Raw genomic sequence first — 15,188 nt, forward strand, 5'->3', positions numbered from 1 at the left:
GGGAGCGCGAACGATGACCACACTGCGGACGGTACGGGACGCCGGGGCCGGCTCCGGCGTCGCGGCGGCCGGGGAGCGGATCGCCTCGCGCATCGTCGGCCGCGAGCGCGAGCTGGAACTCGCGCTCGCGACCGTCGGCGCCGGGCGGGATCTCGTCCTGGAGGGCCCGCCCGGCACCAGCAAGACCACCATGCTCAAGGCGATCACCGAGGAGTGGGGCATCCCGCTGGTGTTCGTGGAGGGCAACGCCGATCTGACCCCGGCCAAGCTGGTCGGGCACCACAATCCCGCGCGGGTGCTGCGGGAGGACTACAGCGCCGACAACTTCGTGGCGGGGCCGCTGGTCCAGGCGATGCGCACCGGCGGGTTCCTCTACATCGAGGAGTTCAACCGCGCCCCCGAGGACACCCTCAACACCCTGCTGTCGGCGATGGCCGACCGCGCGGTCGAGGTGCCCAGGGTCGGCCTGGTCACCGCCGAGCCGTCGTTCCGGGTCATCGCCTCGATGAACCCCAGTGACGACATCGGCACCACCCGGCTGTCGGCGGGCGTCAGCGACCGGCTCAACCGGATCGTGGTCGGCTACCAGGACGCCGCCGCGGAGGAGGACATCGTCAGGCTGCGCGCCGCGCTGTCCGGTCCGCTCGCGGACCGGATCGTGCCCGACGCCGTCGCGGTGACCCGGGCCACCCGCGCGCACCCGGATCTGCGTGCGGGCAGCAGCGTGCGGGGCGCGATCGACTGCGCGCTGGTCGCCGACGGCCTGATGACGATGCGCGGCCTGGGCGGACCGGACGACGACCGCTACCCGGAGAGCTTCTACGACGCGATGACGGTCTCGCTGTCCGGCCGGATCCGGCTGGACGACGCGGCGGAGACCACCGCGGAGCGCGTCCTGCGGGAGATCTGGGAGGACCGCTTCGTGCTGGATCCGGCGCGGGCGGAGCCCGGATGAAGAGCGGTGGAGGCCGACTCGCCCGTACGGCGGCGCGAACCGGCGTCCACGGACCGGTCGCGGCGACCGCTGCGCCGTATCCCCAAGACACTCGACGAGGAGCCGAAGGTGTTCGAAGCGGTGGCAGGCACGGGAGGCACGGTGCTGCGCGCCCGCTCGCGCGGCGCCGGTCCCGCGCGCCCGCGGCCGACCCGCTCGGCGGCCGACTTCACCGAGGAGCGGGGGGAGCTGCTCAGCGGCTCGGACGACACCGAGCCGGTGGACCCCGCGGTGCGGGCGCGGGCCCGCGAGATCGCCGCGCGGCTGTCCCTGCCGAAGCCGAAGCGGGCGCGCGGCGGACGGCCGGCCGCTTCGGGGCGGCTGGCCAGCCTCCCGTACCGGCAGCGGGGCAGCGACATCGACCTGGATCCGACGCTGGAGCGGCTGGCGGAGCGGCCGGTCCCCGACGACGAGGACGTCTTCGTCTTCGAGCGGGTCCGCGCGCCCCGCTCCGTCGTGCTCGCGGTGGACCTGTCGGGGTCGATGAAGGGCGAGCGGGTACGTACCGCGGCGGCGACCGTGGGCGCGCTCGCGGCCGAGCTGGAGTCCGAGGCGCTGGCCGTCGTCGCCTTCTGGTCGGACGCGGCGGTGCTGCTCGAACTGGGCGACCCGGTCAGGCCGATGGAGCTGCTGGACGCGATGCTGCGCATCCCGGCCAGGGGCCTGACCAATGTGGCCTTCCCGCTGGAACTCGCCGCCGCCCGGCTGGCGTCGGTGCCGCGGCGCGGCGCGCGGGTGCTGCTGCTGTCGGACTGCGTCCACAACGCGGGGCCGGACCCGCGCCCGGCGGCGGCCCGGCTGCCGCGGCTGGACGTGCTGCTCGACACGAGCGGTGAGAAGGACGTCGAATTGGGCGCGGAACTGGCCAGGGCCGGGCACGGCACCTTCCACCGCATCCGCACCCACCACGACATCGCACCGGCTCTCAGGGAGGTCTTCCGCACATGAACGGCGCGTGGAGGCACGTTCGCCCGGGGCACGTGAGGAGCGGCTGACCCGCGCCTCAGCGGCGCACGGGCGGCACCTGACGCTCACGGACATGGACCGGCCCCGAAGGACCGGCTCCGAGACGAAGAGGAACACGCAATGAGCAGGAATCCCTGGTTCGAGACCGTCGCCGAGGCGCAGCGCCGGGCAAAGAAGCAACTACCGAGTTCGGTCTACGGAGCCCTGGTCGCGGGCTCGGAGCGCGGCCGGACCGTCGATGACAACATCGAGGCGTTCGCCGAACTGGGCTTCGCGCCGCGGGTGGTGGGCCATCACGCCGAGCGCGACCTGTCGACGACGGTGCTGGGGATCCCGACGTCGATGCCCGTGGTGATCTCGCCGACCGGTGTGCAGGCCGTGCACCCGGACGGCGAGGTGGCCGTCGCGCGGGCCGCCGCGAACCGGGGCGTGATCATGGGGCTCAGCTCCTTCGCCAGCAAGCCGGTCGAGGAGGTCGCCGAGGCGAACGAGAACACCTTCTTCCAGATGTACTGGACCGGCACCCGCGAGTCGATGGTGCAGCGGATGGACCGGGCCAGGGCCGCCGGGGCCAAGGCGCTGATCTCCACGCTCGACTGGTCCTTCTCCAACGGGCGCGACTGGGGCAGTCCTTCGATCCCGGAGAAGCTGGACTTCAAGACGATGCTGAAGTTCGCGCCGAACGTGGCGCCGCACCCGGCCTGGCTGATGCGGTTCCTCAAATCCCGTCGGCTCCCCGACCTCACCGCGCCCAACCTCCGCCCGCCGGGCGGCGCGGCGCCCACCTTCTTCGGCGCCTACTACGAGTGGATGCAGACGGCGCCGCCCACCTGGGACGACGTGAAGTGGCTGCGCGAGGAGTGGGGCGGCCCGTTCCTGCTCAAGGGCGTGACGCGGGTGGACGACGCCAAGCGCGCGGTCGACGCCGGGGTCAGCGGGATCTCGGTGTCCAACCACGGCGGCAACAACCTGGACACGACGCCGGGCACGATACGGATGCTGCCGTCGATCGCCGAGGCGGTGGGCGACCAGATCGAGGTCGTGCTCGACGGCGGCATCCGGCGCGGCGGCGACGTCGCCAAGGCGCTGGCGCTCGGCGCCCGCGCGGTGCTGATCGGCCGCGCCTACCTGTGGGGGCTCGCGGCCAACGGCCAGGCCGGGGTGGAGAACGTCCTGGACATCATGCGCGGCGGCCTGGACTCCGCGGTGCTGGGCCTGGGCCACTCGTCGGTGCACGAGCTGTCCCCCGACGACCTGGTGATCCCCGACGGCTTCACCAGGACACTCGGCGGCGGGCTCGTCGGCCGCGCGGACCGCGCGGGCGCCGCGGAGGCCGCGCCGCGCTCCAAGGACCCGATCCGCTGACATGCCGTCGACACCCGCGAACCGCGCGGGCCCCGGGAGCACGGCAGGACCCGCGGCCCCTTCCGACCTGGCGCACGCCGTCTGGCCGACGGTCCCGTTCGCGCCGCTGGTCCTGGTGCCGCTGGGCTCGACCGAGCAGCACGGGCCGCATCTGCCGCTGGGCACCGACGCCGCCATCGCGCGGGCGGTCGCCGAGCGGGTGGCGGCCGGGGCCCCGCCCGAGTGGCACACCCTGGTCGCGCCGACCATGGCCTACGGTTCGAGCGGCGAGCACGCGGGCTTCGCGGGCACCGTCTCGATCGGCCGCGAGGCCCTGAAGGCGGTCCTCGTGGAGTCCGTGCGGTCGCTGGCGATGTGGGCCGGGCGGATCGTCTTCGTCAACGGGCACGGCGGCAATGTCGCCACGCTCGCCGAGGCGGTCGTCCTGCTGCGCGCCGAGGGCCACCACGTCGCGTGGGTGCCGTGCGTGGCGCCCGACGCGGACCCGCACGCCGGACGGTGGGAGACCTCGGTCATGCTCCACTTGGCGCCCGGGGACGTGCGGACCGCGCAGGCCGTCGCCGGGGACACCCGGCCGCTCGCGGACCTCATGCCCGACCTGGTCGCGGGCGGTGTGCTGGCGGTCTCGCCGTCCGGGGTCCTCGGCGACCCGGCGGGGGCGTCCGCCGAAGAAGGAGAGAAGGCGATGACGTACATGGTCACCACGGCCACCCGGCTGATCGCCGAAGGGTCCGCGGACACCCGCGGCCGACTGGTCGACGCCGAACCGGTGGACGGGACGGTGACCGAATGACCGCGGAACCGGCGGGGAGCGCGCCCGAAGGCGACGGCGGTACGGGTGCGCCGGACGGCAAGCGCGGCGCCGGCGCTCCGGACGGCAGGAGCGGTACGGGCGCGCCCGGCGGGACGGCGCGGCTGCCCGGCGGCTTCGTGATCGCGCTCAACCGCCACACCCGCGTCATCGACGGCGGCCGTGCCCTGCTCGGCGGCTTCCCGACCCGGCTCGTCCGGCTGACCCCCCGCGCCCGCCCGCTGCTGGCCGACGACCGTACGGTGCGCGTCCGGGACGCGGCGAGCGGCGTCCTCGCCGACCGGCTGCTCGACAACGGCATGGCGTACCCGGTCGCCCGCGACCTGCCGCAGAATCCCGACCCGCGGCACACCTTCGTCGTGCCCGTCCACGAGCGGGCGGCGCAACTCGACCGGCTGCTCACCAGCATCGGCCCCGGCCAGCGCGTCGTCGTCGTGGACGACGGATCGCGGCACGCCGACGACATCGAGGACACCGCCGCCAAGCACGGCGCCCAACTGGTCGTGCTGGAGCGGAACATGGGCCCGGCCGCGGCCCGCAACGCGGGGCTGCGGCTGGTCCGCACCCCCTATGTGGTCTTCGTGGACTCCGACATCGTGCTGCCCCCGGAGACCGTCCCCGTCCTGCTCCGGCACTTCACCGACCCCAAGGTCGGCATGGCCGTGCCGCGCATCACCGGGCTGCCGACCGCCGCGGCCACCGGCTGGATCGGCCGGTACGAGGCCGCCAGGTCCTCGCTCGACCTCGGCCGGGACCCGGCGGCCGTCCGCCCGGGGACCCCCGTCTCCTGGGCCTCCACCGCGTGCAGCGTGGCGCGGGTGGACGCGATGGCGGACGGCTTCGACGCGGCCATGCGGGTCGGCGAGGACGTCGACCTGTGCTGGCGGCTGATCGAGGACGGCTGGCGCGTACGGTACGAGCCGTCGGTCCGCGCCGAGCACGAGCACCGCGTGCGGTTCACGGACTGGATGCTGCGCAAGGCCGCGTACGGCACGGGAGCGCATCCGCTGGCCGAGCGCCACCCCGAACTCATCGCCCCCGCCGTCCTCGCCCCTTGGGCGGGCGCGCTGTCCCTCGCGCTGCTGGCCCAGCGCCGCTGGTCGCTGCCGGTGGCGGGCGCCGTCTGCGGGGTCACGACCGTACGGATCGCCCGCAAACTCAAGGGCGCCGACCACCCGGTACGGCTGGCCACCCGGCTCACCGCCAACGGCGCGGTCAGCGCCCTGTCCCAGACCGGCGCCCTGCTCACCCGCCACTGGTGGCCGCTGGCCGCCGTCGGCTGCGCGGTCTCCCCCCGGATCCGGCGCGCGGTCGCCGTCGCGTCGGTCGCCGACGTCGCCCTCGAATACCGTCCGGGCGAGGTCGGCCTCGACCCCCTGCGCTACGCCGTCGCCCGCCGCCTGGACGACCTCGCCTACGGCACGGGCGTCTGGCTCTCCGCGCTCAAGGGCCGCTCGACAGCGGCGCTGCGCCCGCGCCTGGGGTCCGGCAAGGGTGCCTCGGGCTGACGCTCACGCGCGGTCGTGGCGGATCGCGTCCGCGACGACCTCGCCGATCAGGACGGCGGTCGCCGCGGGACCGCGCAGGGGAGCGGCCGGAAGGATCGAGGTGTCCGCGACCCGCAGCCCCCGCACCCCGTGGACCCTGCCGTACTGGTCGACCACGGCGTGCCGGTCGTCGGCCGGACCCATGGGCGCGCTCGCGCAGGCGTGCACCGAGGTGCCGATCCGGGCCCGGATCCACGCGTCGAGCAGGCCGTCGTCGGCCAGCGTCTCGTGGCCGGGCCCGGCCGTCGAGTCCGGCGCGACGACGGTACGGAAGGCGGGTGCGGCGATCAGTGCCGCGGTCGTCCTGACGCCCTCGCGCAGCCGCCGCCGGTCGTCGGGCGTCCGCAGATAGCCGTAGTCGACGGTCGGCGGCACCGCGGGGTCGGCGGAGACGATCCGCAGGCGTCCGCGCGGTCGCGGGGCCAGCGCGGAGACGAGGAAGGGCAGCGGCGCGCCGGGCAGCGACGTGCGGGCGCGGATCAGGGCCGCCATCGGCGTGAGCGACTGGAGGATTTCCAGGTCGCCCGCCGCGGGGCCGCCGCTCGACGCAAGGTGGAGGGCGCCGCCGAGCCAACCGCCGTCGGCGGCGGGCACGTCGCCTACCGGGGTCCACTCCACGACGATCTGCGGGTGGTCGCTGAACGACCCGCCGACGCCGGGGGCGTCCCGCAGCGCGGGGATGCCGAGGCGTTCGAGGTCCGCGCGCGGGCCGATGCCGGACAGCGCCAGCAGGTGCGGTGACCCGAAAGCGCCCGCGCACAGCACGACTTCACCCGCCGTGACGGTCTCCCGTACGCCGTCGCGTTCGGTCTCCACGCCGACCGCGCGGCCGTGCTCCACCAGGACTCGGCGGACGGTGCGGTCGCCGAGGACGGTGAGGTTGGGGCGCGCGAGCGCGTCCTGGAGGTAGCCGACGGCGGTGTTGGCGCGTACGCCGTCGACCGCGTTCGACGGCACCGGGCCGAAGCCGGGCGCGCCCTGGTCGTTCTTGTCCGGCTCGGCCGGGAACCCCGACTCGCGGGCCGCCGCGCCGAACGCCGCGGCGGCGGGGTGGTCGAGCGCGGTCCGCCGCACCCGGACCGGGCCGTCAGCGCCGTGGACGGCGGACGCGCCGTAGTCCAGGTCCGTCTCCATCCGGCGCAGGAACGGCAGCATCCGGTCGAAGGACCAGGCGTCGTTGCCCGCCGCCGCCCACCGGTCGAAATCGTCCCGCCGGGCCCGTACGAAATACCCGCCGTTGACGGTGGTCGAGCCGCCCAGGATCCTGCCGCGGCCGATCGTGTGGGGACGCTCGGGTGTCAGACGCGCCGGATACAGCCACAGCGGCGCCCCCCGCGCCCACGCCCCCGGTACGAGCCGCGCGTCCAGCAACTCCGGCGCGAAGGTTCTCGGCGCGGGCCCCGCCTCGATCAGCGCCACCGTCCGCCCCGCGTCCTCGCTCAGCCGCGCGGCCATCGGCCCCCCGCTCCCGCCTCCCCCGACCACCACGACATCGGCCCGCGCCACCCCGCTCCTCGGACCCACGCCCCGCCCCTTTCCCACCGGTTCACAGCCACCCTAGGCGAGCCCCCCTCCCGTTCCCGGTCGGCGCTCCCGCCGGGCCCGGTCAGGCGGACGGGCTCCGCGCCGGGGTCTCGCCGAGGGCCGGACCTTCAGCGGTGGGGAGCGGGCGCAGGCCGGGGGCCAGGGCGAGGGTGACGGCTACGGAGGCGGTCGCCATCACGGTCATGGCGGTGGCGGGTGAGGTGCGCTGGGCGACAGCTCCCGCCAGGGTGGCGCCGACGCCCTGGAGGGTGAGCGTGCCGGAGGAGTGGAGGCCGAGGGCGTGGCCGCTGAGGGCGTCGGGGGTGAGGGACATGAGCCGTTCCTGGAGGAGGAGGCTCGCGGAGTAGCCGACGGAGGCGAGGACGACGGCGGTCACGGCGAGCGGCAGGGCGGGGTGGAGGGCGAAGGCGAGGTAGGGGGCGGCGAGCAGCAGCCGCAGCGGCGCGCCGAGGCGTTCGCGCCAACGGCGGGGCAGGAAGCGGCCGGTGACGGTGTCGCCCGCGAGCATCCCGAGGGCCGCGCTGGCGAAGAGGAGCCCGGCGTGCCGGGGCGCGTAGGGGACGTAGAGGGATTCGCAGCCGACGATGAGCCCGTTGGGCACCCACAGGGCGAGGTAGACGTAGCGGCGGGGCACGGACGACCAGAGCAGGCCGTTGGTGCGCCAGGTGTCGGCGACCGAGGGGCGTCCCGCGGTACGCGGCGGGCGACCGCTCAGGCCGAGCCGGGCGACGGCCGCGGCGGCCAGGTAGAGCGCGGCGCCGGCCAGCAGGGTGCCGCGCGGGGACAGCACGGTGACCAGGACCCCGCCGACGGCGAAGCCGCAGATCTGCGTGGCGCCGACCGACATGTTGAGCACGGACCTGCCGAGCAGATAGCCGTCGCGCTCAAGGATCTCGTTGAGCAGCCCGTAGCGCACTCCGCCGCCCAGTGAGGCGATCAGCCCCTCGCCGAGGAGTACGGCGAAGGCCGCCCACACGGGCAGTCCCGGCACGGCCTGGGCGGCGGTGCACAGGCCGAAGAGCAGGGCGAGCCCGGCCGTCGCGGCGCGCGGCGGCAGCCGGTCGGCGGCCGACAGCAGTGTGGTCGCGCCGACGACCTGGACCAGCGCCGGGCCGAACATCGCCAGGGCGGACAGCAGCGGCGAGCCGGTCGCCGTGTAGATCAGCGTGCCCAGCGCGAGACCGCTCACCGTGGACGCGGCCGTCGACAGCGAGCCGGTCGCGAACAGCGGCGTGAACTCCGGGGCGCGGAAGAGTTCTCGGTAGGTGCGCATGGACGGGGAGTCTCCGCGGCCCGGCCGGCCCGGCGTTAGAGTTTCGCGGGGAGGCGAAACGATGGGCTGGTGGCTGGTCAACGCGGACACCCTCGCGGGAGGCCGTTTCGTCGTCTCCCCGCTGGCCGAGACCGTCGCGAGCCTGCTCGACCTGGCGGGCGGCACGGCCGCGCACCCCGGCGAGAGCGCGTGGCTGCGCGCCCACCGGTCCGCGTACCGGCGCCGCCTGGCCGAGGACCCGGTCGCCGCGCTGATCGTCGGGGCCGGATTCCGGCCGACCTGGATCGCGGACTTCCTCATCCCCCCGCCGCGGGCCGAGGGCGAGCCGTCGATCGAGGCGGAGCTGGACCGTATCCGTACGACCCCGGCCGACGTCGCCCGCGCCGACCTGGCGATATCGCTGGGCGGACCGCTGCCCGCCTGGCTGCCCGAGGCCGAAGTGCCCCGGCGGGCCGCGGATGTGATGCGGTGGGTGTGGACGGAGACGGTCCTGCCGTACTGGCCACGGCGGCGCCGCGTTCTCGAGGCCGACATCGTGGCGCGCACCCGGCAGTTGAGCCAGGGCGGCTGGACGGCGGCGCTGGACGACATGCGGCCGGGGATGCGCTGGCTGGGCGAGGGACGGCTCCAGATCAACGCGTACGACAATCCGCCGCGCGAGATCTCCGGGGCGCGGCTGCTGTTCGTGCCGGTCACCCCGCGCCGCAGCTGGGTCTCCTGGGACCGGCCGCACCGCTACGCCGTGATCTACCCGTGCGCGGGCGTACTGGCCGAGCCGGACCGGCCCTCGGCGCCGGACGCCCTGCGCGCGCTGCTCGGGCCGGGGCGCGCGGCCGTCCTCGTCCTCCTGGACTCCCCCAAGAGCACCACCCAACTGGTCGCGCTCACCGGCCAGGGACTCGGCTCCGTCGGCCGCCATCTGAAGGTGCTCTTCGACGTCGGTCTGATCCGGCGCCGTCGCGCGGGGCGGTCGGTGCTTTACTACCGGACGGACGCCGGGGAGGTGCTGGTGCGCGCCCAGCGACACGAGTGAGCCGTCGTCGCGGAGCGGGCGGGGCGCTCAGGAACGCGTGGCCGTCGTGTCGATCTGTTCCTCGGCCGGGCCGGGGGACGCGGCGGCGGCCGGGAGCGCGGCGCGGCGGCGCGCGTACGGGCCGATGGCCCCGGTGAGTTTGCGGGCGATGGGCTCGGTCCAGCGGGCGGTGAGCGGGCCGAGGACGACCAGGATCAGCACATACGCGGTGGCCAGCGGCCCGATCCGGGGCTCGACACCGACCGCGAGTCCCGCGATGACGATGGAGAACTCGCCGCGCGCGACCAGCGTGCCGCCCGCCCGCCACCGTCCGGCGGACCGGATTCCGGCCCTGCGCGCCGCGTACCAGCCGGTGGCGACCTTGGTGAGGGTCGTGACGACGGCCAGGATCAGCGCGGGGACCAGGACCGGCGGGATGTCGGCGGGGATGGTGCTCAGGCCGAAGAAGACGAAGAAGACCGCCGCGAACAGGTCCCGCAGCGGAGTCAGCAGACTTCTCGCCCCCTCGGCGACCTCACCCGACAGCGCGATGCCGACCAGGAACGCGCCCACAGCGGCGGAGACCTGGAGCTGTTGCGCGACACCGGCCACCAGCAGCGTCAGCCCGAGCACGACCAGCAGCAGCATCTCCGCGTTGTCCGACGACACCGCGCGGCTGATCAGCCGCCCGTGGCGCAGCGCCACGTACAGGACGATCCCGACCGTGCCGAGCGAGATCAGCAGTGTGAGGGTGCCGCCCGCGAGACTCACGCCCGCCAGCAGGGCGCTGAGAATCGGCAGATAGACCGCCATCGAGAGGTCTTCGAGGACCAGCACACCCAGAATGAGCGGGGTCTCACGGTTGCCGAGACGGCCGAGGTCCCCGAGGACCTTCGCGATCACACCCGACGAGGAGATCCACGTCACGCCCGCCAGCGCGACGGCGGCGACCGGACCCCAGCCCAGCAGCAGCGCGGCCACCGCGCCGGGTACGGCGTTGAGCGCGAAGTCCACCGCGCCCGAGGGGTACTGCGTTTTCAGATTCGTGACGAGTTCCGAAGCGCTGTACTCCAGGCCGAGCAGCAGAAGCAGCAGGACGACGCCGATCTCGGCGCCGGTGGCCACGAAGTCCTCACTGGCGTGCAGCGGGATGAGCCCGCCATTGCCGAAGGCCAGCCCCGCGAGCAGATAGAGGGGGATCGGCGAGAAGCCGACGCGTCCCGCGAGGCGGCCGAGGATGCCCAGGGCGAGAATGATCGCCCCGAGCTCGATGAGCATGTCGGTCGTGTCGTGCACAGGCTCTTATCCCCCTGTGATCAGTTCCGCGACGGCGTCCACACCTTCGCGGGTGCCGACGACGACAAGGATGTCGCCGACCGCGAAGCGGAAGTCGGGAGTGGGCGACGGCACGGCGGCCGTGCGGCGGAGCACGGCGACGATCGAGGCGCCGGTACGGGTACGGGCCTGCGTGTCGCCGAGCGTGCGGCCCGCGTACGGCGACCGTTTGCTCACCGTGATGTGCTCGGTGACCAGGTCGATCTCGAAGTGCTGGCGCAGGTGCGCGACCGGGTCGGGCGGGAGCAGTTCGGCGAGCGCGCTCACTTCGTGCGGCTCCAGGACCACGGCGTCCTTGCAGGCGTCGTCGTCCTCCGGGTCGTGGAACGCCAGGGTGCGCCGCCCGTCGTGGTGCACGACCACCGACAGGTGCCGACCGGCGTCGGTGGACACGTCGTAGCGGATGCCCACCCCCGGGAGCGGGGTCTTGCGCGCGTGGACGGTGTGCTGCATTGCGTGCTCCAAGGGGGACGGGACGTGTCGTGTGAACGGCGTCCGGGCCGACCGGTGTTGGTCGGGCGGTCGGGCGGCGCGGCGCGTTCGCCGGGTCGGCGGCGACCGCGGCTCCTACCAGGGTCGCGGGCGGACCGACCGAGCCATAGTAAAGGAATGGCAAATGGATTGCGGGGGCGGGATCGGGCCCCCCTCGCCGGCCCCCGGCGGGGCGCCCGCGCGGCGGGCCGACGCGCGGGGAAAAGCGGTTGACGGGAGCCGCCGCCGCGAGGTCGTATGACGCCCCATGACCACCCCGCCCATGCACCCTGACCTGCACCCCATCGACGCCGACCTCGTACGGCGGCTGGTGGCCGAACAGTTCCCCCGGTGGGCGGGGCTGGACGTGCGGCGGTTCCCGTCCGGCGGCACGGTCAACGCGATGTACCGGCTCGGCGACGACATGGTGGTCCGTCTGCCACTCGTGGCGGGCGGGGCCGGGGACGTCGCGCTGGAGCAGGAGTGGCTGCCGCGGCTCGCGCCCCTGCTGCCCGCGGCCGTTCCCGAAGTCCTCGGCGCCGGGGAGCCCGCGCGGGGGTATCCGTGGCCGTGGTCGGTGTACCGGTGGCTGGACGGCGAGCCGCCGGAGGCGGGGGCGCTGACCGAACCCGTACGCCTGGCGGAGGACATCGCCGGATTCGTGCGGGCGATGCGGGACGTCACGCTGCCGGACCCGCCGCCCGCCTATCGCGGCGAACCGCTCGCCCACCACGACGCGTCGACCCGGTCGGCGATCGCGCGACTGCGCGGGATTCCGCAGGAGGGCGTCGATTGCGCCGGCCTGACCGCCGTGTGGGAGGACGCCCTGCGCGCGCCCGTCTGGGACGGGCCGCCGGTGTGGGTGCACTCCGATCTGATGCCGGGCAATTTGCTGGTGTCGGGGGGCCGGCTGACCGCGGTGATCGACTTCGGGTGCGCGGGCGTGGGCGATCCGGCCTGTGACCTGTTCCCCGCGTGGAATCTGCTGCCGCCCGACGCGCGGGAGGTCCTGCGCGGCGCGCTCGGCGTCGACGACGCGACGTGGAGGCGCGGGCGGGGCCGGGCGCTCTCCCAGGCGGTGAACGCGCTGCCGTACTACCGCGAGACGAATCCGACGATGGCACGTAACGCCCGGCATGTGATCCGCGCGGTGCTCGCCCAGGACTGAGCCCCCGGGCCGCTGGGCGCCTGGGCACCCGGCGGCCGAAAGGGCCCCGCACACAGCGACGTCCGGGGCGGCTTCTGCGAGCCGCCCCGGACGTCGTGGCCGGGATGTGCGTCAGACGCGGTCAGGCGTCCTCACGCGGTGCCCCGGAGGCACCGTTCTCAGACCAGGTCGAACCGGTCGAGGTCCATGACCTTGGCCCACGCCGCGACGAAGTCGTTGACGAACTTCTCCTTCGCGTCGTCGCTCGCGTAGACCTCCGCCAGGGCGCGCAGCTCGGAGTTCGAGCCGAAGACCAGGTCGGCGCGGGTGCCGGTCCACTTGACCGCGCCGGAGGCGTCGCGGCCCTCGAAGGTGTTCGCGTCCTCCGACGTCGCGCTCCACGTCGTGCCCAGGTCGAGCAGGTTGACGTAGAAGTCGTTGGTCAGCGTGCCGGGGGTCTCGGTGAGGGCGCCGAGGGCGGACTGCTGGTAGTTGGCGCCCAGGACGCGCAGGCCGCCGACGAGGACGGTCAGCTCGGGGGCGCTCAGGTTCAGCAGGTTCGCCTTGTCGATCAGCAGGTACTCGGCGGGCAGCCGGTTGGCCTTGCCGAGGTAGTTGCGGAATCCGTCGGCGGTCGGCTCCAGGGCGCTGAACGACTCGACGTCGGTCTGCTCCTGGGTCGCGTCCACGCGGCCCTGCGTGAACGGCACCTGAATGTCGAACCCGGCCGCCTTGGCGGCCTGCTCGACGCCGACGCCACCGGCCAGCACGATCAGGTCGGCGAAGGAGATCCCCTTACCGCCGCTCTGGGCGGCGTTGAAGGACTCCTGGACACCTTCCAGGGTGCGCAGCACGGTCGCCAACCGGTCGGGCTCGTTGACCTCCCAGCCGATCTGCGGCTGGAGGCGGACGCGCGCGCCGTTGGCGCCGCCGCGCTTGTCGCTGCCGCGGAAGGACGAGGCCGAGGCCCACGCGGTGGAGACGAGCCGGGCCACCGACAGCCCGGAGCCGAGGATCTGGCTCTTGAGGGCGGCGAGGTCGGAGGCGTCGAGCGGCTCGTGGGTGGCGGCGGGCAGCGGGTCCTGCCACAGCAGCACCTCGGAGGGGACCTCGGGACCGAGGTAGCGCACGACCGGGCCCATGTCGCGGTGGGTCAGCTTGTACCAGGCGCGGGCGAAGGCGTCCGCGAACTCGGCGGGGTTCTCGAAGAAGCGCCGCGAGATCTGCTCGTACGCCGGGTCGACCCGCAGCGCGAGGTCGGTGGTGAGCATCGTCGGGGCGTGGCTCTTGGACGCGTCGTGCGCGTCCGGTACGGTGCCGGCGCCCGCGCCCTCCTTCGGCCGCCACTGGTTGGCGCCCGCGGGGCTCTGGAACAGCTCCCACTCGTAGCCGAAGAGGATCTCGAAGAAGCTGTTGTCCCAGGCGGTCGGGGTGTTGGTCCAGATACCCTCGAGACCGCTGGTGATCGCGTCGCCGCCCTTGCCGGTGCCGTAGCTGTTCTTCCAGCCGAGGCCCTGCTGCTCGACGGAGGCGGCCTCGGGGTCGTCGCCGACGCTGTCGGCCGGGCCCGCGCCGTGGGTCTTGCCGAAGGTGTGGCCGCCCGCGATCAGCGCGACGGTCTCCTCGTCGTTCATCGCCATCCGGCGGAAGGTCTCACGGATGTCGCGGGCCGCGGCCAGCGGGTCGGGCGTTCCGTTGGGGCCCTCGGGGTTGACGTAGATCAGGCCCATCTGGACGGCGCCGAGCGGGTTCTCCAGCTCGCGGTCGCCCGTGTAGCGCTCGTCGCCGAGCCAGGTGGTCTCGGGGCCCCAGTAGACGTCCTCGTCGGGCTCCCAGACGTCCGCGCGACCGCCGCCGAAGCCGAAGGTCTCGAAGCCCATCTGCTCCAGGGCGACATTGCCGGTGAGGATCATCAGGTCGGCCCAGGACAGGCTCTGGCCGTACTTCTTCTTGACCGGCCACAGCAGACGGCGGGCCTTGTCCAGGTTGGCGTTGTCCGGCCAACTGTTGAGCGGGGCGAAGCGCTGCTGGCCCGCGCCGCCGCCGCCGCGGCCGTCGCTGATGCGGTACGTGCCCGCGCTGTGCCACGCCATACGGATCATGAAGGGGCCGTAGTTGCCGAAGTCGGCGGGCCACCAGTCCTGGGAGCTGGTCAGCACCTGCGCGATGTCCTGCTTGACCGCCGCGAGGTCGAGGGTCTTGAACGCCTCGGCGTAGTCGAAGTCCTCGCCGAGCGGGTTGGCCACGGCGGGGTTCTTGGCAAGGATCTTCAAATTGAGCCGCTCGGGCCACCACTGGCGGTTTCCGCCGCCCTGAGTCGGGTGCGGCGCGCGTCCGTGCGCGACCGGGCAGCCACCCCCGCCCTCCGCCTTCGCGTCAGTGACGATTGCATCATGGTTCTCAGACATGGGAATCCTTCCGGACCAGGCGGATCACGGTGCTCAGGAACTGCGGGGAAATGGAACAGTCGGGGCGCTCGGCCCCGGGAGACGACCGCGGTTCGTCGGGCGACAAGTCGAACGACGAGTCAGGGTCATCGGACACGGTCGGGCGGGCGGTGGCCGTGACGCGGGCGGTCCCCACCCTCAGGCCGACGCCGCGCGACTTCACGGCGGTGGTCCCGTCACGTCTCCGTCTCCTGCCCTACTGGGGGCTTCCTGTCCCTTGGTTATCGCCGGAACCGATCCTACGATGGACTGTGTCCAAGTCAAGAAGCGGGCCA

12 protein-coding genes are annotated in these 15,188 nt (G+C 74.0%); 7 read left to right on the plus strand and 5 right to left on the minus strand.

The annotated features are described in order from the left end of the window. Nucleotides 1-13: 13 nt before the first annotated feature. From ACIQCJ_RS18335 to mftF, 5 genes are all read left to right on the plus strand, one after another. Entirely contained in the window at nt 14-955 is a 942-nt protein-coding gene (locus ACIQCJ_RS18335; RefSeq protein WP_402711906.1) for an AAA family ATPase, read from the plus strand. A gap of 6 nt (nt 956-961) precedes the next feature. Next, complete coding sequence (locus tag ACIQCJ_RS18340; RefSeq protein WP_402711907.1) at nt 962-1,942, plus strand: VWA domain-containing protein; 981 nt, start codon at nt 962-964, stop codon at nt 1,940-1,942. Nucleotides 1,943-2,080: 138 nt separating this feature from the next. Then, entirely contained in the window at nt 2,081-3,325 is a 1,245-nt protein-coding gene (gene mftD / locus ACIQCJ_RS18345; RefSeq protein WP_401722074.1) for a pre-mycofactocin synthase MftD, read from the plus strand. Between the two features lies 1 nt (nt 3,326). Continuing rightward, nucleotides 3,327-4,118 carry a mycofactocin biosynthesis peptidyl-dipeptidase MftE gene (gene mftE / locus ACIQCJ_RS18350; RefSeq protein WP_391161925.1) on the plus strand — a complete coding sequence of 264 codons (792 nt, stop codon included), beginning with the start codon at nt 3,327-3,329 and terminating at the stop codon, nt 4,116-4,118. After that, the gene (gene mftF, locus ACIQCJ_RS18355; protein WP_402711908.1) at nt 4,115-5,644 is read left to right on the plus strand and encodes a mycofactocin biosynthesis glycosyltransferase MftF; all 1,530 of its coding nucleotides are present in this window, start codon (nt 4,115-4,117) and stop codon (nt 5,642-5,644) included. Before mftE ends, mftF begins: the two co-directional genes overlap by 4 nt. A gap of 3 nt (nt 5,645-5,647) precedes the next feature. Here the strand turns inward: mftF and mftG are convergent, their stop codons facing one another. Beyond that, nucleotides 5,648-7,207, minus strand: coding sequence for a mycofactocin system GMC family oxidoreductase MftG (gene mftG, locus ACIQCJ_RS18360; RefSeq protein ID WP_402711909.1), 1,560 nt, complete (start codon nt 7,205-7,207; stop codon nt 5,648-5,650). 82 nt (nt 7,208-7,289) lie between these two features. Continuing rightward, nucleotides 7,290-8,501 (minus strand): MFS transporter, encoded by a 1,212-nt coding sequence (locus tag ACIQCJ_RS18365; RefSeq protein WP_402711910.1) that lies wholly within the window; start codon nt 8,499-8,501, stop codon nt 7,290-7,292. A 61-nt stretch (nt 8,502-8,562) separates the two neighbouring features. Here ACIQCJ_RS18365 and ACIQCJ_RS18370 point away from each other — a divergent pair, with 61 nt between their 5' ends. Continuing rightward, nucleotides 8,563-9,534, plus strand: a complete 972-nt coding sequence (locus ACIQCJ_RS18370; protein WP_402711911.1) for an ArsR/SmtB family transcription factor — start codon at nt 8,563-8,565, stop codon at nt 9,532-9,534. A gap of 27 nt (nt 9,535-9,561) precedes the next feature. Here ACIQCJ_RS18370 and ACIQCJ_RS18375 read toward each other — a convergent pair whose 3' ends face one another. Continuing rightward, the gene (locus ACIQCJ_RS18375) at nt 9,562-10,809 is read right to left on the minus strand and encodes a cation:proton antiporter (protein ID WP_402711912.1); all 1,248 of its coding nucleotides are present in this window, start codon (nt 10,807-10,809) and stop codon (nt 9,562-9,564) included. Nucleotides 10,810-10,815: 6 nt separating this feature from the next. Then, a complete protein-coding gene (locus tag ACIQCJ_RS18380; RefSeq protein WP_188281150.1) occupies nt 10,816-11,301 on the minus strand; it encodes a cation:proton antiporter regulatory subunit in 486 nt (161 codons plus the stop codon). Between the two features lie 286 nt (nt 11,302-11,587). Between ACIQCJ_RS18380 and ACIQCJ_RS18385 the strand changes: the two genes are divergently transcribed. Beyond that, nucleotides 11,588-12,487: an aminoglycoside phosphotransferase family protein gene (locus ACIQCJ_RS18385; protein ID WP_402711913.1), complete on the plus strand. Its 900-nt coding sequence runs from the start codon at nt 11,588-11,590 to the stop codon at nt 12,485-12,487. A gap of 158 nt (nt 12,488-12,645) precedes the next feature. On the opposite strand, the gene katG is transcribed toward ACIQCJ_RS18385, so the two are convergent. After that, nucleotides 12,646-14,874, minus strand: coding sequence for a catalase/peroxidase HPI (gene katG, locus ACIQCJ_RS18390; protein ID WP_402711914.1), 2,229 nt, complete (start codon nt 14,872-14,874; stop codon nt 12,646-12,648). Nucleotides 14,875-15,188: the final 314 nt, after the last annotated feature.

Source organism: Streptomyces sp. NPDC093221, from assembly GCF_044753885.1.
GTDB lineage: Bacteria > Actinomycetota > Actinomycetes > Streptomycetales > Streptomycetaceae > Actinacidiphila.